Genomic DNA, 26,728 nt, shown 5'->3' on the forward strand with positions numbered 1-26,728 from the left:
CGGCATGGGCGCCGACAAGACGGTCCGAGTGCTCTATATCGATGACGATCCCGCCTTCGGGCGCCTCGTCGCGCGCGCCCTGACGCGCCAGGGGATGGAGGTCACCTATGCCGAAGGCGGGGATGCGGGTCTGGCGCAGCTGGCGCAGGACCGCTTCGACGTCGTCGCCCTGGATCATTTCATGCCCGGCAAGGAAGGACTCGAGGTTCTCCGGGAAATCCGCGCCATGCCGGCCCCGGCGCCGGTGATCTACGTCACCGGGGCGGATGAGGGCCGTATCGCCGTGGCGGCGCTGAAGAGCGGCGCGGCGGATTACATCGTCAAGGATGTCGGCGGCGCCTTCTTCGATCTGCTTGGCGCCTCGATCCGCCAGGCGCTGGAGCAGGAATGCGTGCGCCGCGCCAAGGAACGCGCCGAAAGGGAAGTGCGCGAGCAGCGCGACCGCGCCGAGATGCTCCTGCGCGAGGTCAATCACCGGGTGGCGAATTCGCTGCAGCTGGTGGCTTCCCTCGTCACCATGCAGAAGGGCATTGTGCCCGAAGGTCCCGCCCGCGATGCGCTGGTCGAGACGCAAACCCGCATCGCCGCGATCTCGCAGGTCCACCGGCGGCTCTATACGTCGCGGGATGTACGCCGCGTCGAGCTCGATGCCTATCTCACCGGCCTGATCGAGGAGCTGGGCCAGGCCATGCGGGCATCGGGCACGCATGAGACCCTGCGCGTGACGGCAGAGCCGATCGAGGCACCGACCGATCAGGCGATTTCGCTCGGGGTGATCGTGGTGGAACTCGTCACCAATGCCACCAAATACGCCTATCCGGAAGATGCCCCCGGCGAAATCCGGGTCTTCCTGCGGCGCGAGGACGAAGCGCGCATCCGCCTTGTCGTCGAGGATGACGGGGTCGGTTTCGACATCGCCGGCGCGCCGCAGGGCAGCGGACTGGGAACCCGGATCGTCAAGGCAATGGCGGCCAATCTCAAGACCGAGATCCGGTACGACCCCACCCATCCCGGCACCCGCGCCACGCTCAGCTTCGACGTTCCGCAAGAGGCCACGGGATCAGGCGCAGACGCGGCGCCGGCGGCCTGAGGGCGCTTCGGCCGCTTTTGCTGCACGGCCATCCGCGTGACATCGCTGCGTTCGAGACGACTGCGATACTGTCACGGGATCTGCATGGCGCGCTTTTCATCAATGCTTGCGCCCTGACACAGACGGGCCACATCCCGGCGATTCAATGGTCTGAACCATCGACCGACCCGGCAGCGGTTCCCCTCTCAGAACAGCGCGCGCGGGAGCCAGGTGGCCAGCGCTGGCGCCAGCCAGATCAGGAGGATCGCCAGCGCCTGGAGCAGGATGAAGGGGGCGACGCCCTGATAGATCATCCCCGTGGTCACCTCCTTCGGCGCCGCGCCGCGCAGGTAGAACAGCGAGAAGCCGAAGGGCGGGGTGAGGAACGAGGTCTGCAGGTTGATCGCGATCAGCACCGCCAGCCAGATCGGATCGTGCCCCATCAGGATCAGCGGCGGGATCAGGAGCGGCAGCAGGATCACCGAGATCTCGACGAAATCGAGGAAGAATCCGAGCACGAAGATGAACAGCATGGCAAAGATCAAGGCGCCGGTCGGCCCGCCCGGAAGGCTCTCCAGAATCGTGGCGACCCGGTGCTCGCCACCAAGTCCTACGAAGACGAGGCTGAAGAAGGACGCCATCAGGATGGTGGCGAAGATCATCGCCGTCACGACCAGCGTCTGCCGCATGGCAGCCACGATGATGCGTTGGCGCATGAGGCTCTGCAGGGCGACGATTACCGCCGCGAGACCGATCAGCACCAGCCCCGCATAGAGCGTGCCGAGCGTATATTCGAGTGCGCCGGCATCCGAACGCTGCAACCGCACCGGCTGCAATCCCGCCGCCACCGCGAGCAGGCCGAGCGCCGCCGCGCCCGTCAGGATCAGCCAGCGCGGCGCGCCCTGTCTGTAGCCCGCGAGCAGGATCGCGCCCACCGCCCCCACGCTCGCCGCCTCATTGGGCGAGGCGATGCCGCCAAGGATCGCCCCCAGCACCGCGATGATCAGCAGGATCGGCGGCGCGACGGCGCCGAGGATCTCGGCATGGCTCACCCGTTTTTCCGGGCGCTGCATGGCCGGCGCGTCGCCCGGGATGAGGAAGGCCCGCCCGAGGATGTAGAGGATGTAGATCACCACCATGATCAGGCCGGGAACGAGCGCTGCGGCGAAGGTCTGGCCCACCGAGATTGTCTCGACGGTAAAGCGCCCCATGGCGAATTGCGCCTGCTGGAAGGCGGAGGACATCACCTCGGCGAGGATGATCAGCAGGGTTGAGGGCGGGATGATCTGGCCGAGTGTCCCCGCCGTGCAGACGGAGCCGGCGGCGAGGCGCGGATTGTAGCCGTTGCGTAGCATGGCCGGCAGCGCGATCAGGCCCATGGCCACGACGGTCGCGCCGACGATTCCCGTCGAGGCGGCGAGCAGCGCGCCCACCAGCATCACCGAGACGCCGAGTCCGCCGCGCACGGCTCCGAACAACCGCCCCATTGTCTCGAGCAGATCCTCCGCGATGCGCGACTTCTCCAGCACCACCCCCATCAGCACGAAGAGCGGAATCGCGGTGAGGACCGGATTGGTCATGACGCCGAAGAAGCGCTGGCCGAGCGCGCCCATCATCCCGATGGAGAAGGCATCGAGCCACCAGCCCAGAAGCGCGAAGGCGGTGGCGACGCCGGCAATGGAAAAGGCGACGGGATAACCAAGCAGGATCACCACGATCAGCGCGGCGAACATGATCAGATCAAGCGGCATCAGGGGCCTCCCGCAGCCGGATCAGATCACGGATCAGGGCGGAGACACCCTGGATCAGCAGCAGCACGCAAAAGGCCGGTATCAGTGATTTCAGAAGGAACGAGGCGGGGATGCCACCGACCGAGATCGGGCCCTCGAGGATCGCCCAGGAGCGGCGCACCATCGGCCAGGACCAGTAGAGCAGGATGACCAGCGCCGGGCCGAGCAGCGCCAGATGGCCGAAGATGTCGATGATCGCCTGCCCGCGCCGGGAGCGCCGGGCATAGAAGATATCGACCCGGACATGCCCCTGGAGCAGCAACGTGTAACCCGCACCCAGCATGAACAGGCCGGCATGCAGATAGAGCACGCCCTCGCCGGCGAAGATCGAGGCGATGCCGAAGACGTAACGCAGGATCACCAGAGCGAATTGCAGGAGCACCATCGCCAGGGCGAACCACATCACGACATTGCCGACGATCCGGTTGATCCAGTCCAGTGCATCGGCGATGCGCGCCATATCCCGTCTCCGCCCTGTCGCAAAGGCGGCGGGTGCCTCGAGAGCACCCGCCGGTCGTGTCGTCAGCGGCCCGAACCGCCATAGGTGAAGTCGAGGTTACGCGCAGCCAGCTGCGCGGCCTCGGAATGGGCCATGTAATCGACCATCAGATTGCGATAGTCGAGGAAGCTCTCGGTGATGCGACGCACCAGTTCGTCCTCGTCTTCGAGCATCTCGTCGAGAACCTCACCCATTGTGTTGCCCATGGCGACGATGATCTCCTCCGGCCACGACATCACCTGCGTACCACCGGCCACGAGCTCGCGCAGGGCGCGGGCATGGTTGGTGTTGTATTCGGTCAGGACCGGATTGTAGAGGCTCTCGGCGGCGAATCCGACGGCCTGCTTGAGATCGTCGGGCAGGCTGTTCCAGCTGTCGAGATTGACCGCGCATTCCTCCGCAGAGGAAGGCTCGCCGACGCCGTTGTCGTAATAGTAATCGGCGACCTGCTGGAAGCCCAGCGTCGAATCGGTCCAGGGGCCGATGAACTCGCCCGCATCCAGCGCGCCCGATTGCAGGGCCTGGAACATGGCCGGACCGGACATCGCCTCGACCGCGACGCCGAGCCGCGACATCACCACCGAATTGAGTCCCGTTGTGCGGTAGCGCAGGCCGCGCAGATCATCGAGGCTGTTGATCTCGTTGCGGAACCAGCCGGCCCATTGCGGACCGGAATTGCCGCACAGGAAGGGCTTGAGATTGAAGCGGCCATACATCTCGTCATAGAGCGCCTGCCCGCCGCCATGCAGCATCCAGCCATGCTGCTCGATCGCGTTCAGCCCCAGCGGCTGGCTGCCGAAGAGCAGGATACCCTGTGATTTCGAGCCCCAGTAGGCCGGCACCGCATGGTAGATATCGGCGGTGCCTTCACCCACCGCGTCGAACACGCCGGGCCCGGGCACGACTTCGCCGGCCGGGAAGAATTCGATCTCGATCCGCCCGCCCGAGAGCGTGACGATGCGGTCGGCCAGCATCTGCGCCGCGACGCCCGGTCCGGGCAGGTTGCGCGGCCAGGCCGAGACCATGCGCCAGCGAATGACGTCCTGGGCGATGGCCGGGGCGGCAAGGGTCGATGCGGCGGCAGCGCCGGCAGCGCCGGTCACGGCCGTCTTGAGAAAAGTCCGTCTTTCCATGGTGTTCTCCTCTGGTTGTTCGATTGGGGCGGTCTCAGTCCTTCAGGATGCCGGGCAGGTCGAGCCCGTGCTCGCGGGCGCAGTCGCGCGCGATCTCGTAGCCCGCATCGGCGTGGCGCATGACGCCGGTGGCGGGGTCGTTCCACAGCACATTGGCGATGCGCCTGTCGGCATCGTGGGAGCCGTCGCAGCAGATCACCATGCCCGAATGCTGGCTGAAGCCCATGCCGACCCCGCCGCCGTGATGCAGGCTCACCCAGGTCGCGCCCGAAGCGCAGTTGAGCAGCGCATTGAGTAGCGGCCAGTCGCTCACAGCATCCGAGCCGTCCAGCATGGATTCCGTCTCGCGGTTGGGCGAGGCGACGGAGCCGGAATCGAGGTGATCGCGCCCGATCACCACGGGCGCCTTCAATTCGCCGTTGCGCACCATCTCGTTGATGGCGAGCCCCGCCCGGTGCCGGTCGCCGAGCCCGATCCACATGATCCGGGCCGGCAGCCCCTGGAAGGCGATGCGCTCGCGGGCCATGTCGAGCCAGCGATGCAGATGTTCGTTCTCGGGGAAGAGCTCCTTCATCTTCGCATCGGTCTTGTAGATATCCTCCGGGTCGCCCGAGAGCGCACACCAGCGGAACGGGCCGACGCCACGGCAGAAGAGCGGACGGATATAGGCCGGCACGAAGCCGGGGAAGGCGAAGGCGTTTTCAAGCCCCTCTTCCTTCGCCACCTGGCGGATATTGTTGCCATAATCGAGTGTGGGCACGCCCTCGTTCCAGAAATCGACCATGGCCGCGACATGCGCCTTCATGCTCGCGCGCGCCGCCGCCTCGACGGCAGCCGGATCGCTCTCCTGCTTCGCGCGCCAGTCGGCCACGCTCCAGCCGATCGGCAGATAGCCGTGGATCGGATCATGCGCCGAGGTCTGGTCGGTGACCATGTCCGGGCGCGGCCCGCCGTCGCGCATGCGGCGCACGAGTTCGGGGAAGATCTCGGCCGCATTGCCGATCAGCGCCACGGATTTCGCCTCGCCGGCTCTGGTCCAGCGCGCGATCATCGCCAGCGCCTCGTCGAGGCTGTGGGTCTTCTCGTCGCAATAGCGGGTGCGGATGCGGAAATCCGCCCGGGTCTCGTCGCATTCCACGGCGAGGCAGCAGGCCCCGGCCATCACGGCGGCGAGCGGCTGGGCGCCGCCCATGCCGCCGAGCCCGGCGGTAAGGATCCAGCGGCCCGCGAGGTCACCGCCGTAATGCTGGCGCCCGGCTTCGGCGAAGGTCTCGTAGGTGCCCTGCACGATGCCCTGCGTGCCGATATAGATCCAGGAGCCCGCCGTCATCTGGCCGTACATGGCGAGACCCTTGCGGTCGAGCTCGTTGAAATGGGCCCAGGTCGCCCAGTGCGGCACCAGGTTGGAATTGGCGATCAGCACGCGCGGCGCGTCCTTGTGGGTGCGGAATACGCCCACCGGCTTGCCCGATTGCACCAGAAGGGTCTGATCCTCGTCGAGCTTGCGCAGGGCGGCGACGATGGCGTCGAAATCCTCCCAGGTGCGGGCGGCGCGCCCGATCCCGCCATAGACGACGAGTTCGTGCGGGTTCTCGGCGACATCGGGATGCAGGTTGTTCATCAGCATCCGCAGAGGTGCTTCCGTGAGCCAGCTCTTCGCGCTGATCTCGGGGCCGGTGGGCGGGAAGACATCGCGGATATTGTGGCGCGGATCGGTCATGCTCGGTCACTCGCAATGGCGTTTTCGGGAGATTTTGTGCGTGATGCCGCCCTTCGCGCGCCGGTGTCGGGAAAGGCGAAGCACGGATCGTGCCATGCCCGTCGCGGGCGGAGGGTTTCGGCCCGGGCCGTCATAGCGGGAAGTCCAGCCCACAAGCGCGCGCAAGGGCGCCGTCACGCACGCGCCGCGTGGCAGCCTCGATATCCGGGGCGAGATAACGGTCGCCGGCGAGGGCCGGGCTGACTTCGCGCAGATCGGCAAGCACGGCGCGCAGCCGGGGCGAGGTTTCGAGCGGCGCGCGAAAACCGATCCCCTGCGCCGCGCACAGCGCCTCGATGCCGAGAATCACGGCGAGATTATCGACCATTCTGCCCAGACGCCGGGCACCATGCGCCGACATCGAGACGTGATCCTCCTGGTTGGCGGAGGTGGGGGTGGAATCGGTGGCGCAGGGATTGGCCAGATGCTTGTTCTCGCTCATCAGCGCCGCCGTCGTGACTTCCGCGATCATCAGACCGGAATTCAGCCCGGGCTCCGGCGTCAGGAAGGGCGGCAGGTCGAAGCTGAGCGTCGGATCGACGATCAGCGCCACCCGGCGCTGCGCGATGGCACCGATCTCGGCGAGTGCGAGCGCGATGATGTCGGCGGCGAAAGCGACGGGTTCGGCATGGAAATTCCCGCCGGAGACGATTCCCTGCGCCGTCACCAGCGGATTGTCGGTGACCGCATTCGCCTCGCGCTCCAGCGTCGATGCCGCAAAGCGCAGGAGATCGACCGCGGCACCGAGCACCTGCGGCTGGCAGCGGATGCAATAGGGGTCCTGCACCCGGGTATCGCCGTCGCGGTGGCTCTCGCGAATGGCCGAGCCTGCCATCAGATCACGCATGGCATGCGCCACAGCGATCTGGCCAGGCTGACCGCGCAGCGCATGGATCTCCGCCTCGAGCGGCGCGGTCGAACCCATGATCGCATCGGTGGAGAGACACGAAATCACCAGGCTTGCCTGCGCCAGCCGCCAGCCCTCGAACAGATTGGCGAGCGCCAGCGCAGTGGAGAATTGCGTGCCGTTGATCAGCGCCAGCCCCTCCTTGGGGCCGAGCGTGACCGGCGCGAGCCCCGCTTGCGCGAGCGCATCGGCGCCATGCATGCGCTGACCGGCGAAGCAGGCCTCCCCCTCCCCGATCATCACCGCGCTCATATGGGCGAGCGGCGCGAGATCGCCGGATGCGCCGACCGAACCCTGGACCGGGACGACCGGTGTCACGCCGCGCGCGAGCATGCCCTCGATCGCCGCGATCACCTCCCAGCGCACGCCGGACGCGCCACGCCCGAGGCTGAGCAGCTTCAACGCCATCATCAGCCGGGTGGTCGCCGCGTCTAGGGGTTCGCCGACGCCGCAGCAATGGGAGAGGATGAGATTGCGCTGCAGCGTGGCGGTATCGCCGGGGGCGATCTTCACCGAGGCGAGCTTGCCGAATCCGGTATTCACCCCGTAGACCGCCTCACCGCCCTCGGCGGCTTCGCGCACCCTCTCCGCCGCAGCCTCGATACCCGGGCGCGCCGTATCCGCGAGCCGTGCCGGCAGGCCCTCGCGCCACAGGCGCTCCAGCATGTCGAGCCCGGTTTCACCGGGTATGAGCGTCAGCATGACACGCCCCCGAAGATCCGCTCATGCAGCGGGTTGAAGCCGATCCGCCAGGCGAGCTCCGCCGGATCATCCACGTCCCAGACCGCGAGATCGGCGCGCAAACCCGGTGCGATGCGCCCGCAATCATCGAGCCCGAGAGCGCGCGCGGCATTCACCGTCACCCCGCGCAAGGCCTCGGCAGGTGTCAGGCGAAACAGGGTGCAGCCCATATTCATGGCGAGCAGGATGGAGGTGAGCGGCGAGGAGCCTGGATTGCAATCGGTCGAGAGCGCCATCGGCACGCCGTGTTCGCGGAAGGCGGCGATTGGCGGCAACTGCTTTTCGTGCAGCGTGTAGAACGCACCCGGCAGGATCACCGCGACGGTGCCCGATTCAGCCATGGCGCGGGCATCGGCCTCAGTGGCGTATTCCACGTGATCGGCCGAGAGTGCGCCATAGCTTGCCGCGAGCGCCGTGCCGCCCTGATGGGTGAGCTGCTCGGCATGAAGCTTCACCGGCAGGCCGAGCGCGCGCGCCGTATCGAAGACCCGCGCGATCTGCTCCGTGTCGAAGGCGATCCCCTCGCAGAATCCGTCGACAGCATCCACCAGCCCCTCCGCATGGGCCGCGCGCAGCGATGGGATGCAGATCTCGTCGATGAAGGCATCCTTGCGGCCCGCATATTGCGGCGGGCAGGCATGGGCGCACAGATGCGTCGTGCGGATGCGCACCTTGCGCTCGTCCGCGAGACGCCGCGCCACGCGCAACATGCGCAGTTCGGTCTCCAGATCGAGCCCGTAGCCGGATTTCACCTCGAGCGTGGTGACGCCCTCAGTGATCAGCGCGTCGAGACGGGGAAGGGCGCGCGCCAGCAGCGTCGCTTCGTCGGCTTCCCGCGTCGCCTTCACGGTGGAGAGGATGCCGCCGCCGGCGCGCGCGATCTCCTCGTAGCTCGCCCCTTCCAGCCGCAGGGCGAATTCGCGCGCCCGGTCACCACCGAAGACCAGATGGGTGTGGCAATCGATCGGGGCCGGCGTGACCAGCCGTCCACCCATATCCCGGCGCGGGATATGGGCATGGGCGGGGGGCAGCGCCGATTCGGGTCCGGCCCAGACGATCCGCTCACCCTCGGTGACGACGGCGCCCGCCGCGACGAGACCGTAGCCATCGCCCGCGAGCGTGGCGAGTTTCGCATTGGCGAGACATTGCTGCGTCACGAAAATTCCCCTGCTGCACGGTGTCTTTTTGGTTTTTTATGTCTGTATCTATCAATAATAAGACTGTACATATTAATCCTGTCAACGCCTTTTGAGACGGTATCGCCATGTCGGCTCCCGATGCGCAACACACCCTGCTCTTCGCCGAACAGGCGCTGCTCGATACGGGCTGGGCCCGCGACGTTCTGATCGCAATCGGCGCCGATGGCCGGATCGCGCGTGTCGAGGCGGGCGCCGCCCCCGCAGGCGCGCGGCACGCGATCCTCCTGCCCGCGCCGGCCAACCTGCATTCGCATGCCTTCCAGCGCGCCATGGCCGGGCTGACCGAGAAGCGCGGGCCCGATCCGCGCGATACGTTCTGGACCTGGCGGCAGCTGATGTTTTGCTTTCTCGACAGGCTCACACCGGATGATGTCGAGGCGATCGCCGCCTTCGTGCAGATGCAGATGCTGGAGGCGGGCTATGCCTGCAACGTCGAATTTCACTATCTGCATCACCAGCCGGGCGGGGTGCCTTACGATGATCTGGCGGAGATGTCGGCGCGCATCGCCGCCGCCGCGCAGACCAGCGGGATCGGACTGACCCTTCTGCCGGTGCTCTACCAGCAGGGCGGCTGTGACGGGCGCCCGCTCGGGCCGGGGCAGATCCGCTTCGGCAATGATCTCGACCGTTTCGCCCGCCTCGTCGAAGGCGCGCGCAAGGCGCTGTCGGCGCTTCCCGCCGATACGCGCCTCGGTCTCGCGCCGCACAGCCTGCGCGCGGTGACGCCGGAAGCGCTGTCCGCCCTGCCCGGCCTGGATGACGGGCCGGTGCACATGCATCTGGCCGAGCAGGTCGGCGAGGTCGAGGAGGTGCTCGCCCATCACGGCGCACGGCCCGTGCGACATCTTCTCGCGACGATGCCCGTCGATCAACGCTGGTGCCTGATCCATTGCACGCAGATGGAGCCGGACGAGACCCGGGCGCTGGCTGCGACCGGGGCCGTGGCGGGGCTCTGCCCGATCACCGAATCCTCACTGGGTGACGGCATCTTCGACGGCGTGCGCTGGCTCGGCGCCGGCGGGCGTTTCGGAATCGGCTCTGACAGCAATATCCGCATCAGCCTCAGCGAGGAATTGCGCACGCTGGAATATACGCAGCGCCTGCGCGACCGCTCCCGCGCCGCGCTCGCCCGCCCCGACGCCTCCACCGGACGGGTGCTGTTCGAGGGTGCGTTGCGCGGCGGTGCGCAGGCGGCGGGGCGCAACAGCGGGACGATCGCGCCGGGTGCCCTCGCCGATCTGACGGCGCTCGACGGCGAGGCTGTCGATCTCGCGGGCAAGGGCGGCGACACGCTGCTCGACGCTTTCATCTTTGCCGGCGACGATCATATGGTCCGCGACGTCTGGTCCGCAGGGCGGCATCTGGTACAAGCGGGACAACATGTGGCGCGCGCGGCAATCACGCGGCGTTACGGACAGACCATGCGGCGGCTCGGTGATGCGATCTGATGAAGTGATGCGATCTGACGAAACCGATCCCCCTTCCCTGCCCGACCTCGCGCCGGGCCATCCGCGCCGGTCGGCCACCACCTGGCAGGCGATCCGCGACGATGTGCTCGCGCGCATCCGGTCGCGCGCCTGGCCGCCGGGCGAGCTGATCCCGCACGAGGCCGAACTCGCCGCCCAATACGGCTGCGCCCGCTCCACCGTGAACCGGGCCCTGCGCGAAGTGGCCGCGACCGGCCTGATCGACCGACGCCGCAAGGCCGGCACGCGCGTCGCGCTCAATCCGCTGCGCCGGGCGACCCTGCACATCCCCGTCATCCGCCAGGAGATCGAGGCACGCGGCGCGCGTTACGATTATGCCCTGATCAGCCGGAACCACGTCGTGGCGCCGCTGGCCGTGCGCAGCCGGATGGGCCTGCCGCCGCAGGCGAGGCTCCTGCATGTGCGCGCCCTGCATCTGGCCGACGGCAGCCCGCACGCCTACGAGGATCGCTGGGTCAATCCGCAAGCCGTGCCGGAGATCCTGGAGGTCGATCTCACGCAGATCAGCGCCAATGCCTGGCTCGTCCAGAACGTGCCCTATACGCGCGGCGAACTCACCCTCGGCGCAGCCTCGGCGGATGCGGATTGCGCCGCCTGCCTGCGCTGTGCACCGGGCGCGCCGATCTTCACCATGGAGCGCGTCACCTGGATCGGCGACGCGCCCGTCACCCTCGTCACCCAGTCCCACCCGCCCGGCTACATCATCACGACGGCGATCTGAGGGGCATTGCGGCGCTGGCTGCCGATGCGTCGGACATATCAGCCGCACGCGCCCGCGGCCTTTGCGCATCACGGGTGAAGCCTGCCGTAAAACGGTCGTCGCGGAATGCGACATGCGCCGCATCCACGTCATCGAACCAGTCAAACCGGTCGATATCCGCCGAACCCTCGAGACGGGGATCCTCGATCTCGAATCCCGCCGGCAGCAGGCCGGCCATCACCACTTGCGAGGGCCAGCGGTTTTCCTCGACGAAGCGCAGCACCACGACGTAACGCGTATTCTGTGCCCTCCGGCGTGGAATAGCGGCGCGTGATTCCGGAACCCGCGCCGCCGACCCGTGCTGGCGCATCATGCCGTCAGGTGGATACCGGCTGACGGGAAAAATGATGGGCCAGACAACGATCTGGAGCGCCCGGCCTGACCCCGTCGGTCTGAGCAGGGTGCGCATGCAGAGGTGAAGCCGGCCCGATCACACACCGAAGGCAAAGATCACGCCGAAACCGGCGGCCAGCGCCGCGATCCGCAGCGGCCAGCCCCTGACCGTCCCGACCACACCGGCGCTGATCAGCGTCAGCCCGGCGAGGATCTTGACCAGGGCCAGGATGGCCAGGGCCGGCGCATCGGCGAGCTGCAGCAGCGAGGGATTGGCGACGAAGGCCATCGGCACGATGAACAGTCCGAGCCCCACCGACATCGAGCGCAGGGCGGTCGCGAACCAGGGCGCGCGCGCAATGCCTGCGGCGATGAAGACGTTGCCGCAAACGGGCGGTGTGATCGTGCACAGGAGCGCGTACCAGAAGACGAACAGATGCGCATAGAGCTCGGGCAGGCCGAGTTCCACGAGAGCGGGGCCGGCGACGGAGACGCAGATCAGATAGGCCGCGGTGGTGGGCAGTTCCATGCCGAGGACGAGGGCGGCGACACCGGTGAGGATCAGCGCCACCCACAGGGAATCACCCGAAGCCGAGAGGATCAGCGCGGTGATCTTGATGCCGAGCCCGGTCATGTTGAACACGCCCACGATCAAGGAGGCACAGATGATGATCGCGGCGATATTGGCCACCTGCGCCGCCGCGTCCTCGCTCGCCGACCAGATCCGCGCCGCCCAGCGCCGCAGCCGGAAGGCACCGGTCGAATCGATGGCGAGAGCCAGGAACATCGCCGCCGCCGCGTAGAAGGCGGCGTAGGGTGCGGTATAGGAAGTGAAGGCGAGGACGTAGACCAGGATGAGAAACGGAACCAGGAAGAAGGGCACCGTCCGCGAGACGAAGAGCCAGCCCGGCAATTCGTCCCGTCGCAGGCCCTTGAGATCGTACTTGATCGCGTATTGATGGATGGCGACCCAGGTCGTGGCGAAGAACAGCAAGGCCGGCAGCGTCGCCGCCAGCATGATCTCGACATAGGGAATGCGCAGCAATTCCGCCATCACGAAAATGCCCGCCCCCATCAGGGGCGGCATGATCTGCCCGCCTGTGGAGGCCACCGCCTCGGTCGCTCCGGCAAGCGTGCGCGGATAGCCGAGCCGGATCATGGCGGGGATGGTGACCATGCCCGTCGATGCGGTATTGGCCGCCGCCACGCCGGAGATCGAGCCGTAGAGCGCTGAGGAGACCACGGCGATCTTCGCCGCGCCGGCGCGCAGGCGCCCGGCGATCTGCGTCGCCAGCGACATGAAGCCGGTCCCGGCCGTGCCGGCGGAAATCAGCGCGCCGAGAATGATGAAGGGGGCGATCGTCTCCGCCGAGATCCCCGTCAGGCTGGACCAGAGCCCACCCTCGGTGATGATCAGGGTTCCGAAGAAATAGGCGTCCGGCAGGCCGGAATGGCCGAAATGGCCGGGGATGTATTCACCGAAATAGCCGTAGAGCAGCACCATGAGGGCCACGAGCGGAAGCACCCATTTGATCGCGCGGCGCGCCATTTCCAGCACCACGAGGATCAGCCCGATGGCGACGAAGAACTGCACCGGCGTGGACAGCGAGCCGTATTGCCGCGTCAGCGTGGCGTGGTTCCACACGATATAGCCCGCGCAGAACAGGCCCAGCGCGACGAAGACCGGCCCCGACCAGCGCTCGAAACGGTTATTCGCCGGCGCGATCAGGAAGATCCAGGGCAGCGCCAGGATCAGGTGGACCGGACGGGTCACCAGCGCGGGAATGAGCCCGGAAAAGACGAGATAGAGGTGGAAGCCGACACTGGTCAGGGCCAGCGCCAGAATGATCCAGGCACGCAGCGAAACGACCGCGAGCGAACCGGCAAGCGGCGAATCCGCCGGGATGCCGCGCTCCTCGGCGAACATGAGCGTCTTTTCGGACATGAAGGGTAATCGCGGTTGGAGGATGGAATGTTCGCGGGCGCGTCCGTGCCGAATGGACGGGGACAGCGCGCCCGCGAGGCAGCCGGATCAGTCGCGGCTCGGCATGGTCACGCCGATTTCCTCATAGTAGCGCGCTGCGCCGGGATGCACCTCGGCCCACAGATACTGGACCAGCGATTCGTTCACCCCGTCCCACCAGGGTTGGTCACCGGCGAGCCGGTCCTTGTTTTCCCAGAAGGTCTTGACGATGGCATAGGCCGCATCGTCCGACATGTTTTCCGTGCCATAGGCGCCCACGGGCACACCCACGGTATGAACATCCTCGTCCTGGCCATTATAGGTGCCGGCGGCGATGGTGATCGGGCCGGAGCTCGCATCGAGCGCCAGGATCTGCTCGCGCTCCTCCTCGGAGAAGGAGATGATCTTCACATCCGTGGTCGTGGCCAGTTCGACGAGGCCGGGAACCGGATGTGCCGAGCAGGTGGAATAGGCATCGATGCGCTGATTGCGCATGGCATTGGCCGCAGCCGACAATTCGATATCGGCAGTGTCGATCGCGTCCGTCAGATCGAGCGCATCGAGCACGGCGCGGGTCCGGCCTTCACAGAAGGTACCGGTGCCGCCGGGCACGACGGTCTTGCCGGCGAGATCGGAGACGGTCTCGATGCCGCTATCGGCCCGCGCCACGATCTGCAGCGTGACATAGGGCATCACGAACAGCGTGCGGGCGGTCTCGAAGGCCTGATCCTCGAACGGCCCCGTGCCGGCGGCGGCGGCGCGCAGCAGGCTCGGCGGCGTCGTGAACAGGAAATTGCCCTGCCGCATGCGCGATTCCATCACGTTCTGGACCGAGCCCTGGCTTTCCTCGACGGTGGGCGAGAAATCCCCTGTCTCGCGCAGCAATTCGGCAAGTTGCACCATCATCACATAGTAGGACGATGTCGAGGATGCCGATTTCAGCGTGATGCGCTCCTGCGCCTGGACATCCGCCGCGCCCACGGCAAGGACGGTTGCGACGGCACCCAGAAGCGCCATGCGGATCGATTTCATTGTGTTCCTCCCGGAAATTCTTGTGCGTTTTCGCGACGCCGAAGCGCCAGCGCGGCATCTTGGCCGTGATGCCGGGGAATGCCAACGGCTTTTTTGAAGCCCGGCCCTGGTGAACCTGCCATGCGCTGCGCAAGGGACGCTACCCTTCGGATGCGATGGAGGTTGCGCCGCAACCGCACCCAGGCAAGCCGCTTCAGACCGTTTTGAGGTGGACCCGCCACGTCGCATGGGCTTGCGGCTGCGTTCGACTTCGGCCGCTACCTTCTGAAAGCCCAATTTCCTGTTGCATGCCCAATTGATTGACGCCAGCAGGATATGCGGTTGATCGATCGGACCATACCCTAGTCCACGATGAAGAGCCTGGCGCCGGTCGTGGTCGAGGAGCGATGGGGGGCATCGCCGAAATCCGAGACCTGATAGCTCATGCCTGGCGTCAGCCTGTAGGTTCGACCGTCCCGCAACTCCGTCTTGAGCTCACCTTCCAGAACAAACAGCACATGGCCGCGATCGCACCAGTGGTCAGCGAGGTAGCCCGGGCTGTAATCGACCATGCGGATTCTGAGATCGCCGACATTGAAAGTCCGCCAGAACGCCGTTCCGGTCTCGCCGGCATGCTCGGTGACGGGTACGTCGCTCCAGTCGGTGACGGTGAAGGGGAGCATCGGGATCTGCATGAAGCCTCCTTGGCCTGAGAGCGCGTTGCGACCTGACGGAGTCAGGCCGGGGGCTCCAGAACGAAACGCGCGACCACCGGGCCTGGTGTCGGCTCTTGAGACACGGTCGGACGCGGGACGTGCGGAGTTCCCGCAGCTGTGTTTTCAACGGCGAGCGCATCACGGACGGGACAGCGCTCAATGCGCTCAGGCGGACGCAGCCCTTCGATTGGACAGGCCGCTCCCTATTCCCTTGGCGCGAGCGCCGCCAGCGGGGTGATGCGCAGCGAGGTGATGCGGTTGCGGGCCTTGCGCAGGACCTGGAAGCGGAAGCCGTGGAAGGTGAAGGCCTGGCCGGCATCGGGGATGAGCTGGGCCTCGTGGATGACGAGGCCGGCAATGGTGGTGGCCTCCTCGTCGGGCAGGGTCCAGTCCATCACCCGGTTGAGATCGCGGATCGGCACCGAGCCCTCCGCATGCACGGAGCCGTCCGGCTGGACGCGCACACCCTGCACCGAGAGATCATGCTCGTCCTTGATGTCGCCGACGATCTCCTCGAGAATGTCCTCGAGCGTCACCAGCCCCTCCACCTCGCCGTATTCGTCAACGACGAGGGCGAAGTGGGTCTTCTTGGAGAGGAAGGCGCGCAGCTGGTCGCGCAGGCTGGTCATGTCGGGCACGAACCAGGGTTCGTAGGATATCTGCGCGATCTTCAGCTTCTCCGCGTCGCCGCCCACCGCATCGAGGGCGCGCAGCAGATCCTTGGCATGCAGGATCCCGACAATGTTCTCGTGCTTGTCGCGCCATAGCGGCATGCGCGTATAGGGCGAGGCGAGCACCTCGCGCACGATCTCGGCGGCGGAGAGATCGGCATTGATGGTGCGCATCTTGGTGCGGTGGACCATGACGTCGGCCACCGACAATTCATGCAGATCGAGCAACCCGCCGAGCATGTCGCGCTCGGTCTTGGCGACACCGCCCTCCTTGTGCAGCAGATCGACCTGACCGCGCAGCTCTTCGGTCGCGGAGAGCACGTTGCTCATGGAGCCGAGATCGAGCCCGAAGCGGCGCAAGAGCCAGCGAATGAAAAATTCGATCGCCATGGTGAGCGGGCCGAACAGGCGCACGATCACGGAGATCGGACGCGCCACGAACAAGGCCACCTTGTCCGGCGAATTGATCGCCACGGTCTTCGGCAGGATTTCCGAGAAAATGATCACGAAGGCGGAGACCGCGAGCGTCGCGTAGATGATACCCACCTCGCCGAACAGGGTCAGCAGCACACCGGTCGTCAGCGAAGCGGCCAGGGTATTGACCACGTTGTTGCCGATCAGGATGCCACCGATCAGCCGCTCGCGCGCCGCGAGCATCCGGTTGACGATGCCCGCACGCCTGTCGCCGCTGCGCTCCAGCGCCAGCATCCGCGCCCGCGACGAGGCCGTCAGCGCGGTCTCGCTGCCGGAGAAGAAGCCGGACAGGATAAAACAAACGAATATCGCAAGCAGCGAAATCCACGCAGAGGTTTCCATGACATCACGCTCCGTTCAACCCGGCCAGTTCCTGCACGAGGAAGCCACGCACGTCATCGGCTGCAACATCCCTGGCAATGAAGCTCTGGCCGATCCCCCCCGCGAGGATGAAAGTCAACGCGCCGCCCACCACCTTCTTGTCCTGCGCCATGGCGCCCAGAAGGTCATCGACGCTGCCGACGCCGCCAGGAATATCGGCAAGCCGCGTCGGCAGGCCGGCCTCACGCAGATGCGCCTCGACACGGACCGCATCCTGCCCGCTGCACAGGCCCTGCGCCACCGAGAAGCGAAAGGCCTGCGCCATGCCCAGAGCCACCGCCTCGCCATGAATCAAACGGCTGGATTCATAGCCCGTGACGCGCTCCAGGGCATGGCCGAAAGTGTGGCCGAGATTGAGCAGCGCCCGCTCGCCGGTCTCGCGCTCGTCGCGCGCCACGATCGCCGCCTTGGCCCGGCAGGCGATTTCCACGGCGTGCTCGCGCTCGGGCCCGCCACCATAGATCCCCGGCCAGTTGGCCTCGCACCAGGCAAAGAAGCCGGGATCACTGATCAGGCCGTATTTCACCGTCTCGGCGTAACCGGCGCGGATTTCGCGCAGGGGCAGCGTATCGAGCAGGCCGGTATCGGCGAGCACCAGGCTCGGCTGGTGGAAGGCGCCGATCAGATTCTTGCCCTGCGGCGCGTTGATCCCGGTCTTGCCGCCGACGGAGGAATCGACCTGGGCGAGCAGGCTCGTCGGCACCTGGACGAAGCGGATGCCACGCCGCACGATCGCAGCCGCAAATCCGGCGAGATCGCCCACGACACCCCCGCCCAGGGCGACGACGAGATCGCCACGCTCGATGCGCGCATCGAGAATGGCGCCGCAGATCCGTTCCAGCGTCGCAAAGGCTTTCGAGGCTTCGCCGGGGCTGACGCTGATGGTCGTTACCCGCAGACCGGCCTGCGCCAGCATGGCGGCGAGGGCGGGTGCATGCAGATTGCCGACGTGATCATCGGTGATGATCGCCGCCGCGCGCGCGCCGAGGCCAGCCATGCGCGCCCGGGATCGCGCGAGCAACGCCCTGCCGATGACGATCTCGTAGCTGCGATCGCCCAGTGCCACCTGCACGATCCGGTGCCCCTGCTCCGCTTCACCCATCGTCATGCCCATCGTCCTGCCCATCTCCTGATCGGTGCCCTTCATCGCCATGATCCGCGCCGGATCCCGCGAGATGCGCGTCGAGTGCGGCGATGATGGCCTCGACCACCTTCTCATGCGGCCCTTCGCGGGATTCCACAACCACATCCGCCTCCGCATAGACCGGGTATCGCGCGTCCATCAGCCGACGCATGACGCCTTCCGGATCGGCATTCTGCAGAAGCGGACGGTTGGAACGCTTGCGGACCCGGCGCATCAGCGTGTCCAGATCGGCCCGCAGCCAGACCGAAACGGCGTGCGCGCGAATGCGCGCGCGGGTCGTTTCATCCATATAGGCTCCGCCACCGGTGGCGAGCACCATTCTTTCCTCGTGAAGCAGCCTTTCGATCACCCGCCGCTCGCCATCACGGAAATGCGCTTCGCCATAGACGGCGAAGATGTCGGGTATCGACATCCCGGCAGCCGCCTCGATTTCGTTGTCGGCATCACGAAAAACCATGCCCAATCGCGCCGCCAGCCGGCGCCCGACCGTGCTCTTGCCGGCGCCCATCAGACCGACGAGGACAATGGGGCGCCCGGCCAGCGCCTGCCGGACACGCCCCTCGGCATGCGCCCGGCACTGCGCCGATTCGCTATCAGCAGGATTGGCAGGGTCTTTGCGGGCGCGCACTCTGCGCCTGATGGGCCGGGCTTCACTCATGGTTCGATGTCGATACCACCAAGCCGCCCGGCTGTCATCGCCTGCAATCGCCCGCATTCACCGGCAGGCACCCGCGCGAACCAACCCGACCGGATGGCGACCCCGGGTCGCATGCCATTTGCCGGGATTTTGCCGTATTGCGATGCGAATTCGGCTGGTGCAAACAGGCATTGCGGGCCGGGCGGATTGCGGATGCGCCGTCAGGTCTGCAGGTCGCCCCGTCTCAGCTGTGTGCCACCATCATCGAGGAAGATCATGTCAGAACGTGCCCGCCGCATCGCCATCCCGCTGGTCGCCTTTCTGTTCGGGCTGGTTTCACTTGGCGTGGTCGCCGTCATGACGCTGACACCCGGCGGGCGCGAGGTGGCGACGTCGGATGTCGGCGGACCATTCACGCTGACCGATCACGACGGCAACCAGGTGACGCAGGACGATTTCCTCGGCGAGCCGCATCTGCTCTTCTTCGGCTTCACGCATTGCCCGGATGTCTGCCCGACCAAGCTGTTCGAGATTTCGGAAGTGCTGCGCGCCACCGCCGAGGAAGGCCGCGAACTGAATGCCCTGTTCATCACCGTCGATCCCGAGCGCGACACGCCCGAAAGCATGCGTCTCTATGTCCAGAGTTTCGATGACCGCATCATCGGGCTGACCGGCTCGGATGAGGAGATCGACGCGGTGGTGCGCAGCTTCCGGGCCTACAAGCGCCGGGTCCCGCTCGATGATGGGGACTACACCATGGACCATACGGCGCTCGTCTACATCATGGACGATCAGGGCCGGTTTGTCGCTTCGCTGAACACCACGCAGGATCCGCAGGCCGCGGCGCAGGAATTGCTGGGTCGGATCTGAACGAAGACACACGCATCCCCCGCATTGCGGCGGCCACAGGCTGCATGACCGGCGGCGGAATATCGGGGATCAGCGCAATCTGCGCTGAGAACAGGTGTCATGTCTTCAAAGGTTGCGACGATGAATTTCGTTCGTGTCGCAATACAGCCCTCTATCGCAGAGAGCGCCGCAACCTGACACAACCCATGCGCTATATTTCCAAATACTGCTGCATCTATTATACAGAAGCAGGGCTATCGGCAAAGGTCCAGTTCACATCAGCCCGCTCATCGGAACCCGCTTATGCGTGACGACGCGTTTTATTCGGTACTGGAACGGATCGAGGACGCGCAATCGCTGCCCGAACTCGAGCGGGCGATCATGGGGCTGATCGACATTTACGGCTTTGCCCATGCGGGCTACCACGCCCTGCGCCTGCCCAATGATCCGCGCGAAAATCCCGTCGTGATCCATTCCTATCCCGAGCAATGGATCAGCCGGTATCGTTCGCAGCGCTATTTCGAGATCGATCCGGTCGTGCTTCAGGCCGCGCGCAGCATCCTGCCTGTCGATTGGGACCGGTTGAGCGTGCCGGAAGGGACGCCGCAACTGCTCTTTCGCGAAGCGCTGGATTTCGGTATCGGGCGGAAGGGACTGACCGTGCCGATCCGTGGCGCACGCGGAGATCTCGCCGTCTTCACCGTAGTCTCCGCCCTGCCCGATCACGAATGGCAGAGCCTGAAACTGGCCCAGACACGCGATATCCAGCTGATCGGCAATTACGTGCACCACCGCGTGCTGGCCCTGTGCTGCGACGATGACGAGGCGCCGATCCAGCTTTCGCGGCGTGAGCGCGAATGCCTGCAATGGGCTGCAGCAGGTGCGACGATCGCGGGCACCGCCGAACGGCTGCACGTCTCGGAGCGCGCCGTGCGCGGCTATCTCGATTCCGCCCGCCACAAACTCTCCAGCCTGACCAAGGCCCAGGCGGTCGCGCGTGCGATCGCGCTCGGTATCGTCGAACACTGAGCGGCAGCGCGATCGGGCGCCGCCGCTGGAGAGCAGTCCCACCTGATTGCAATTTCAAATATCTGGCGCTGTGAACAGCAACCCCGCAAAAGCGGCAATCAACAAGTGCTTTTCTAAGATTTTACACTATTTACCTTACGAAAGGTCAAATTTGACGGATTGCGAAACCTTGTAAAACACCGATTCTGGGTTCTGCCATCAAGGAAAGGACCCGAGATGATTACCCTGATCAACGGACACGAAGCAGATCGTCACGCCGGGATCGTCGATGCCATGTTCCGTGGAAGGGCCGCGATCTTCCGCGACAAGCTCGGCTGGGACGTTCATGTTGATAACGGGCGCGAAAGCGACCCTTACGACGCGCTCAACCCGCTCTATGTCATCGCCCTCGACGACGAGACAGGCGCGGTGGTCGGATCGATCCGGCTGATGCCGACGACCGGCCCGACCCTGCAGCGCGATATCTTCGCCCAGGCTTTCGACGATGACGTGGATCTCGTCAGCGCCACGATCTGGGAAGCGACGCGGTTCTGCGTGCATCCCGGGAATCCGCGCAGACTGACGCCGACACGGCTCGACCGTGCCACCTGCGAAATCGCGATCGCCATGTGCGAGATCGGCCTGAAGGCCGGACTCACCCAGTATATCGGGATTTTCGAGCCGCATATGCAGCGCATCTACCGCCGGATCGGCTGGGCACCGGACGTGCTCGCGCGCTCCACAGCGTTCGGCACCGGCCCGATCGCGGTGGGGCTGTGGGACGTGACCGAAGAAGCCCTCGCCGATATTCGCGGGCGGGCGGGCATTCACGAAGACATCATCATCGACGGCGCGCGCGAACGTGTCCGTTTTCTCGCAAGAGCAGCTTGAACAAATAACAAAGAGGGGCACGGACATGCATATCCAGTACGAGGACAACAAGGACAATCTCGATGACGTCGCCGAGCGCATCGGTGAACTCGCCAGCGTGGTGCGCGAAGAGGGCGATCCCGTCCTCGCGCATCTGCTCGACAACGTGTATGCCGCGATCTATTACGTCGCGGCCAAGCGGATCTCGAAAAATCATCAGAACATGCGTCACCGGCTTTCCTGAGGCCGGCTTGCGGGCAGAGCCGGTCTGCACCGGCGACTGCCCGCGCCGTGCGGCGTCTTGTGCCAGCCGGAGCTGTCCGTGAACAATTCCCGCAGCGCGCACCAGGCGGCGGCGCTGACGAGCAGGTAATAGAACGGCAGCAACGGAAGCCGGGCCAGCAGCCCCGCTCTCCGGCGTCGGACCACACCGATCAGCGCCGGCACCAGCGTGGCCGCGACGCCGAGGCAGAAGGTGACCCCGGCCACGGTGAAGATCAGCAATCCGTAAGGGGCCGTCACGCCCTTGTGGAACCAGTCCAGCCAGAAAGGAGCATGGCCGAACGTCACGGAAACCGGGGTGGCGAGCGCGGCGAGCCCGGTCAGGAAGAACAACGGATAGGCCATGGCCGAAAGGACGGCCCCGAAGGTACAGGCCAGCACGACCAGATAGCGCATCCCCCCCATGGCCTGTGCGGCCCGCAAGGGATCGCGTGTATGCGTGATCGCTGTTTGCAGAAAGCCCTTCATCCAGCGTTTGCGCTGCGCATGCCATGCCCGAAGACCCACCGGCGCCTCTTCCCAGGTCGTCGCAGGGAGATCTGCCGTGAAAAGCCGCATATGCGCGAGCCGCAAGCCCAGATCGGCATCCTCGGTCACGTTCCAGGCATCCCAGCCGCAGGCACCGCGCAGGGCCGCAATCCGGAAATGGTTGGACGTCCCCCCGAGCGGGACCGGCAGCCCCAGTCGCAGGAAACCGGGATTGATCACGTCGAAGAGGGCGGCATATTCGACCGCGAAACAGCCGGGGAGGAAGCCGTCGGAATCATTGTCGATGGCCAGCCTTGCCTGCAGGCAAACGGTCTCCGGACCAAGCACCGCAAAGGTTTCCGCCGCAAGGCGCAACTGGCCCGGCTCGGGGATATCCTCGGCATCATAGATCACCAGATGCGTGCCACGCGCGAATGGCAGCGCCGCGTTGAGGGCGCGCGGCTTGGTGCGCGGCCTGCCGTCGGGCGCGACGAGTATGCGGTAGCCGTGGCGCTGTGCGTGCGGGCGCAGCGCGGCATGGGTCCGGGAATCGTCGGACTCGATCACGAAGATCACGTCACGTTTTGACGCGGGGTAATCGATGGCTGCGATCGCATCACAGAGTTGCTCCGCTACCGCCTCCTCCCGGTAGAGCGCGACGACGATGCTGTAATGCGGCAGATGGGCATCGTCGAGCGCCGGCGGGCGGATCTTCGGGGTAATGCCGGCGATTTCCCGACAGGTGGTGATGCGCAAGAGCGCGAGAAAGGCGCTCACGAGGCAGATCAGGACGCTGACCAGGGCGAAAGCCAGATCCACAGGCAAACTCAGCGGCAGCAGCGCAAATGCCGCCATTCCCCCAAACAGCGCACGGCGCTGCCAGGGCCGTGCGCCGCCGAGATGGCTGAAGCGCGGATGCCGGTCGGGGAGCGCGTGGGCCGCCTGATAGGCGATGCGCGGCGCATCGGCCGCGATCGCCGCCGCCTCGAACCGCGCGGGATCCGTCAAGGCGAGGCCTGGGGGAAAGCCACTCCCCTGAAGGCGTAGCATGCCGCTCGCATCACGATGCCGTGATGCCTGTTCGACGAGATATGCCAGCGCGGCACCGCGCGGTGCGCTCACCATGCGCAGATCCCCGCCATGCCGGGCCGGCGCGAGCGGTGCATGGCCGGCTGCGATCGCGACATCCGACGGTATGCCTTCGACGATGACCGGATCGGCGAGGAAGGGCAGGCCGAGATGCCGCGCCAGCGCGCGGTAATAGCGCGTCGTGTCCAGACCGCCGCCCGCAAGCAGCACGGCGACCGGGCACTCCCCCAACCGGTGGGCCTCCTCGGCGGCGGCGCGCAACTCCGCCCCCGGAACGCCGGCCTCCATGAGGAAGGCCAGTGTCGCCGGCAATGGCTGGCTACAGGCGAGGCGGCTGCGCTCCGGTTGCGCAGGCATCGTCGCGGCGCGGGGCGTGACGTCACGATTGCCGGCCCGGGAGACCGTTTCAGCCACTGACGATGCGTCTGCCTTGGCGGCGATGCCATGCAGGTTGGCAATATCAGGGTCATCGGCGATGCCCGAGCCCCCGGCGCCCCCCGCCGACATGCCCGAAGCCCTTTGCCCATATGGCGGGCGCTCATCGCCCGCTTGACCCTGCATACCCGTCAAGGCTAACCCCGATTGGTGTTCGACGCATGAACCGCACGGCAAAGCCGCTCCCGCGATCTTAAAGTGCAAAATATGACAAAATGCAATTCAAAATCGCTTTTTCGCCGATGGGTTGTGTATTTCTCAAAAACCGTCATTTCGAGATTGCATCCGGGCGTCGCCCGCATCGCGCCGATCCTCGCGCTCGGCCTTGCCCTGTTCGTGTTCCCGCATTCGCTGTCGGCAGCGCAAGCCCAGCCCGAAGGCGCGGCACCAGCCCCCCTGCCCCCTGCCTTCACCGCCACCGGCATTCCCGGCTTCTGGGATCCGCGCGCACGGGTCGAGCCCGTCGATATCCCCTCCGGGCGCAGCCTGCGGATCCTCACCTCCGACGATTTTCCACCGCTGCATTTCGGCGGGCCGGACGCCGTTCCGACGGGGTTCTCGGTCGAGCTTGCCCGGCTCGTCTGCGAGACGCTGCAAGTGCCCTGCACCATTCAGGTGCGCAGTTTCTCGACCTTGCTCGATGCGCTGGAATCGGGGGAGGGCGATGTCGTGGCCGCAGCGTTTGCCGGCAATCCGCGACTGCATGAGCGTTTTGCCGTCACGCTGCCCTATTTTCGCTTTCCCGCGCGTTTCATTGCCCGGGCCGAGGACGCACCCGTCGCGATCACGGCGGCGGATCTCGCCAACCGGCGCATCGGCGTGGTGTCGCAGACCGCTCATGCCGCCTGGCTCGAACGCTACTTTCCCGATGCCGTCCCCGTACCCGCACCCAATGCCGCGATCGCACGCAGTGATCTGCAGCGCGGAGCGAGCGATCTCCTGTTCGGCGACGGCTTGTCGCTGGCCCTCTGGCTCGGCGGACGCGCTTCGCAGGAATGTTGCGTCTTCGTCGGCGAGCCCTATTTCGATGATCGCTACTTCGGCGAGGGGATTGGTTTCGTCATGCGCGACGAGGATGCACGTCTGGCGCGTGCTTTCGACCATGCCCTGCACCGGATCTGGGAAGACGGCGCCTATGCGCGCACCTGGCTCGCCTTCTTTCCGATCAGTCCGCTCGAACCCGCACGCGCCTTCCTGCGCTGAGAAACGGGTGAGTTGACGCACGCCCCGCGAGGGCGCAAAAGCGTGGCGCGCGCAGACCCTGCGGCGATGCCGCATCCGCGGGCATCGTGCTGCCGTTTCGCTTTCGATGTGCGCGGATCCCGCCGACAACAGATGAGAGAGACCTGAAGATGTTCGATCCCGCGCTGCTTGCCGCCGCCAATGCCTGGCCTTTCGAGGAGGCGCGCAAACTCGTCGCGCGGGTGGAGCGGCTTGGCAAGACGGAGGTCGTGTTCGAAACCGGCTACGGCCCTTCAGGCCTGCCGCATATCGGCACCTTCGGCGAGGTGGCCCGCACCACCATGGTGCGCCATGCTTTCGAAGTGCTCACCGGCGGTTCGATCCCGACCCGGCTGATCGCCTTCTCCGACGATATGGACGGGCTGCGCAAGGTCCCCGACAACGTGCCCAATCAGGATCTGCTGAAGGCCGCGCTCAACCAGCCCCTGACGAAGGTGCCCGACCCGTTCGGCACGCACGAATCCTTCGGCCACCATAACAATGCCCGCCTGCGCGCCTTCCTCGACGCGTTCGGCTTCGACTACGAGTTCCTCTCCGCCACCGATTGCTACAGGTCGGGCCGGTTCGACGAAACGCTGATGCGCATGCTCGCGCGCTATGACGCGGTGATGGAAGTGATGCTGCCCTCCCTGCGCGCGGAGCGCCGGCAGACCTATTCGCCTTTCCTGCCGCTGCATCCGGTCACCGGCGCGGTGATGCAGGTCCCGGTCGAGGAACATGATGCTGCGCGCGGCACCATCGTCTGGCGCGATCCCGCAAGCGGCGAGCGCTATGAGACCCCGGTCACCGGCGGGCATTGCAAGATGCAGTGGAAGCCCGACTGGGCCATGCGCTGGGTGGCGCTCGGGGTGGATTACGAAATGGCGGGCAAGGATCTGATCGATTCCGTGAAGCTGTCGGGGCAGATCGCACAGGCAATTGACGGCGCGCCGCCCGAGGGCTTCAATTATGAGCTCTTCCTCGATGAGAACGGCCAGAAGATCTCCAAGTCGAAGGGCAACGGCCTGACCATCGACGAATGGCTGCGCTACGGCACGCAGGAGAGCCTGTCGCTCTACATGTTCCACAAGCCGCGCGAGGCCAAACGGCTGTATTTCGACGTGATCCCGCGTTTCGTCGACGATTATCTCACCTTCCTCGAGAAATACCCGCAGCAGGAAGACAAGCAGAAGCTCGCCAACCCGGTCTGGCACATCCATTCCGGCGCGCCACCGGCGCCGGAGCTGATCGGCGGCGATGCGGTGAGCGGGGGCACGACCCTGTCCTTCTCGATGCTGCTCAATCTCGTCGCGGTGGCCAATTCCGAGGATCCGGCGGTGATGTGGGGCTTCATCCGCCGCTACGCGCCGGGCGTTTCACCACAGACGCATCCGCGCCTCGATGCGCTGGTGGCGCGCGCGCTGGCCTATTTCCGCGACTTCGTGCGCCCGGCCAAGCAATACCGCATGCCCGACGAGAATGAGCGCGCAGCTTTGCAGGAGCTGCACGACAGGCTCGGCGAGGCTGTCGGCTCCACTGATGCGGGGGCGCTGCAGGATATCGTCTACGATGTCGGGCGCACGCATTTCCCCGATCTCTCGGGCAAGTCGAAGAGCCCGGACGGGCGCCCCGGCGTGGCACGCGGCTGGTTCGAGACGATCTACCAGATCCTGCTCGGCCAGAGCCGCGGCCCCCGCTTCGGCTCCTTCATCGCGCTCTACGGCGTCGAAGAGACCCGCGCCCTGATCGCCAAGGCGCTTGCCGGTGAACTCATGGCCGAGCACGAGGCGTTCCTGGCATCACGCGGACAGGCCAAGATGCAGGGCTGAAGG

23 protein-coding genes are annotated in these 26,728 nt (G+C 66.1%); 9 read left to right on the forward strand and 14 right to left on the reverse strand.

Features of this window, described 5'->3' with window-relative positions:
* Positions 1-4: 4 nt before the first annotated feature.
* A complete protein-coding gene (locus GA0071312_RS02380; RefSeq protein ID WP_074443465.1) occupies positions 5-1,090 on the forward strand; it encodes a sensor histidine kinase in 1,086 nt (361 codons plus the stop codon).
* A gap of 185 nt (positions 1,091-1,275) precedes the next feature.
* On the opposite strand, the gene GA0071312_RS02385 is transcribed toward GA0071312_RS02380, so the two are convergent.
* From GA0071312_RS02385 to hutI, 6 genes are all read right to left on the reverse strand, one after another.
* The gene (locus GA0071312_RS02385; RefSeq protein WP_074443466.1) at positions 1,276-2,820 is read right to left on the reverse strand and encodes a TRAP transporter large permease; all 1,545 of its coding nucleotides are present in this window, start codon (positions 2,818-2,820) and stop codon (positions 1,276-1,278) included.
* Positions 2,810-3,319, reverse strand: coding sequence for a TRAP transporter small permease subunit (locus GA0071312_RS02390; protein WP_074443467.1), 510 nt, complete (start codon positions 3,317-3,319; stop codon positions 2,810-2,812). The genes GA0071312_RS02385 and GA0071312_RS02390 overlap by 11 nt, the downstream gene beginning before the upstream one ends.
* Before the next feature lie 62 nt (positions 3,320-3,381).
* Positions 3,382-4,491: a TRAP transporter substrate-binding protein gene (locus tag GA0071312_RS02395; protein ID WP_074443468.1), complete on the reverse strand. Its 1,110-nt coding sequence runs from the start codon at positions 4,489-4,491 to the stop codon at positions 3,382-3,384.
* A 34-nt stretch (positions 4,492-4,525) separates the two neighbouring features.
* Positions 4,526-6,211, reverse strand: a complete 1,686-nt coding sequence (gene hutU / locus GA0071312_RS02400) for a urocanate hydratase (RefSeq protein WP_074443469.1) — start codon at positions 6,209-6,211, stop codon at positions 4,526-4,528.
* Between the two features lie 130 nt (positions 6,212-6,341).
* On the reverse strand, positions 6,342-7,859 hold the full coding sequence (gene hutH / locus GA0071312_RS02405; protein ID WP_074443470.1) for a histidine ammonia-lyase: 1,518 nt from the start codon (positions 7,857-7,859) through the stop codon (positions 6,342-6,344).
* Positions 7,853-9,055 carry an imidazolonepropionase gene (hutI, locus tag GA0071312_RS02410; protein WP_074443471.1) on the reverse strand — a complete coding sequence of 401 codons (1,203 nt, stop codon included), beginning with the start codon at positions 9,053-9,055 and terminating at the stop codon, positions 7,853-7,855. Before hutI ends, hutH begins: the two co-directional genes overlap by 7 nt.
* Positions 9,056-9,162: 107 nt before the next feature.
* Between hutI and GA0071312_RS02415 the strand changes: the two genes are divergently transcribed.
* Together GA0071312_RS02415 and GA0071312_RS02420 are read left to right on the forward strand one after the other, a co-directional pair.
* Positions 9,163-10,545 carry a formimidoylglutamate deiminase gene (locus tag GA0071312_RS02415; RefSeq protein ID WP_074443472.1) on the forward strand — a complete coding sequence of 461 codons (1,383 nt, stop codon included), beginning with the start codon at positions 9,163-9,165 and terminating at the stop codon, positions 10,543-10,545.
* Positions 10,546-10,552: 7 nt separating this feature from the next.
* A complete protein-coding gene (locus GA0071312_RS02420; protein ID WP_083204239.1) occupies positions 10,553-11,305 on the forward strand; it encodes a UTRA domain-containing protein in 753 nt (250 codons plus the stop codon).
* Here GA0071312_RS02420 and GA0071312_RS02425 read toward each other — a convergent pair.
* The 7 genes from GA0071312_RS02425 to GA0071312_RS19315 all read right to left on the reverse strand — a co-directional run bounded on the left by GA0071312_RS02425 (position 11,289) and on the right by GA0071312_RS19315 (position 18,665).
* Positions 11,289-11,753, reverse strand: coding sequence for an alpha-2-macroglobulin family protein (locus tag GA0071312_RS02425; RefSeq protein ID WP_074443473.1), 465 nt, complete (start codon positions 11,751-11,753; stop codon positions 11,289-11,291). The genes GA0071312_RS02420 and GA0071312_RS02425 overlap by 17 nt on opposite strands.
* Positions 11,754-11,774: 21 nt before the next feature.
* Entirely contained in the window at positions 11,775-13,622 is a 1,848-nt protein-coding gene (locus tag GA0071312_RS02430) for a TRAP transporter permease (protein WP_238947059.1), read from the reverse strand.
* 87 nt (positions 13,623-13,709) lie between these two features.
* Positions 13,710-14,672: a TAXI family TRAP transporter solute-binding subunit gene (locus GA0071312_RS02435; RefSeq protein ID WP_074443474.1), complete on the reverse strand. Its 963-nt coding sequence runs from the start codon at positions 14,670-14,672 to the stop codon at positions 13,710-13,712.
* Between the two features lie 341 nt (positions 14,673-15,013).
* Complete coding sequence (locus tag GA0071312_RS02440; RefSeq protein ID WP_074443475.1) at positions 15,014-15,346, reverse strand: DHCW motif cupin fold protein; 333 nt, start codon at positions 15,344-15,346, stop codon at positions 15,014-15,016.
* Positions 15,347-15,570: 224 nt separating this feature from the next.
* Positions 15,571-16,854 carry an HlyC/CorC family transporter gene (locus tag GA0071312_RS02445; RefSeq protein WP_074443476.1) on the reverse strand — a complete coding sequence of 428 codons (1,284 nt, stop codon included), beginning with the start codon at positions 16,852-16,854 and terminating at the stop codon, positions 15,571-15,573.
* Positions 16,855-16,858: 4 nt separating this feature from the next.
* Positions 16,859-18,001, reverse strand: a complete 1,143-nt coding sequence (gene aroB / locus GA0071312_RS19310; RefSeq protein ID WP_420819955.1) for a 3-dehydroquinate synthase — start codon at positions 17,999-18,001, stop codon at positions 16,859-16,861.
* A complete protein-coding gene (locus GA0071312_RS19315; RefSeq protein ID WP_420819945.1) occupies positions 17,988-18,665 on the reverse strand; it encodes a shikimate kinase in 678 nt (225 codons plus the stop codon). Before GA0071312_RS19315 ends, aroB begins: the two co-directional genes overlap by 14 nt.
* A gap of 285 nt (positions 18,666-18,950) precedes the next feature.
* Between GA0071312_RS19315 and GA0071312_RS02460 the strand changes: the two genes are divergently transcribed.
* The 4 genes from GA0071312_RS02460 (at position 18,951) to GA0071312_RS02475 (ending at position 21,645) form a co-directional block, all read left to right on the forward strand.
* A complete protein-coding gene (locus GA0071312_RS02460; RefSeq protein ID WP_074443477.1) occupies positions 18,951-19,544 on the forward strand; it encodes an SCO family protein in 594 nt (197 codons plus the stop codon).
* A gap of 282 nt (positions 19,545-19,826) precedes the next feature.
* Entirely contained in the window at positions 19,827-20,552 is a 726-nt protein-coding gene (locus GA0071312_RS02465) for an autoinducer binding domain-containing protein (protein ID WP_074443478.1), read from the forward strand.
* Positions 20,553-20,768: 216 nt separating this feature from the next.
* Positions 20,769-21,422: an acyl-homoserine-lactone synthase gene (locus tag GA0071312_RS02470; RefSeq protein WP_074443479.1), complete on the forward strand. Its 654-nt coding sequence runs from the start codon at positions 20,769-20,771 to the stop codon at positions 21,420-21,422.
* Between the two features lie 25 nt (positions 21,423-21,447).
* Positions 21,448-21,645 (forward strand): hypothetical protein, encoded by a 198-nt coding sequence (locus GA0071312_RS02475; protein ID WP_074443480.1) that lies wholly within the window; start codon positions 21,448-21,450, stop codon positions 21,643-21,645.
* On the opposite strand, the gene GA0071312_RS02480 is transcribed toward GA0071312_RS02475, so the two are convergent.
* Positions 21,630-23,747: a glycosyltransferase gene (locus GA0071312_RS02480; RefSeq protein ID WP_108721784.1), complete on the reverse strand. Its 2,118-nt coding sequence runs from the start codon at positions 23,745-23,747 to the stop codon at positions 21,630-21,632. The genes GA0071312_RS02475 and GA0071312_RS02480 overlap by 16 nt on opposite strands.
* A 177-nt stretch (positions 23,748-23,924) precedes the next feature.
* Between GA0071312_RS02480 and GA0071312_RS02485 the strand changes: the two genes are divergently transcribed.
* Both GA0071312_RS02485 and GA0071312_RS02490 read left to right on the forward strand, forming a co-directional pair.
* Positions 23,925-24,878: a transporter substrate-binding domain-containing protein gene (locus GA0071312_RS02485; RefSeq protein WP_238947060.1), complete on the forward strand. Its 954-nt coding sequence runs from the start codon at positions 23,925-23,927 to the stop codon at positions 24,876-24,878.
* Between the two features lie 149 nt (positions 24,879-25,027).
* Positions 25,028-26,725, forward strand: coding sequence for a lysine--tRNA ligase (locus tag GA0071312_RS02490; protein ID WP_074443481.1), 1,698 nt, complete (start codon positions 25,028-25,030; stop codon positions 26,723-26,725).
* The last annotated feature ends 3 nt before the right edge of the window (positions 26,726-26,728 follow it).

The sequence above is a fragment of the Saliniramus fredricksonii genome (assembly GCF_900094735.1).
Taxonomy (GTDB): Bacteria; Pseudomonadota; Alphaproteobacteria; order Rhizobiales; family Beijerinckiaceae; genus Saliniramus; species Saliniramus fredricksonii.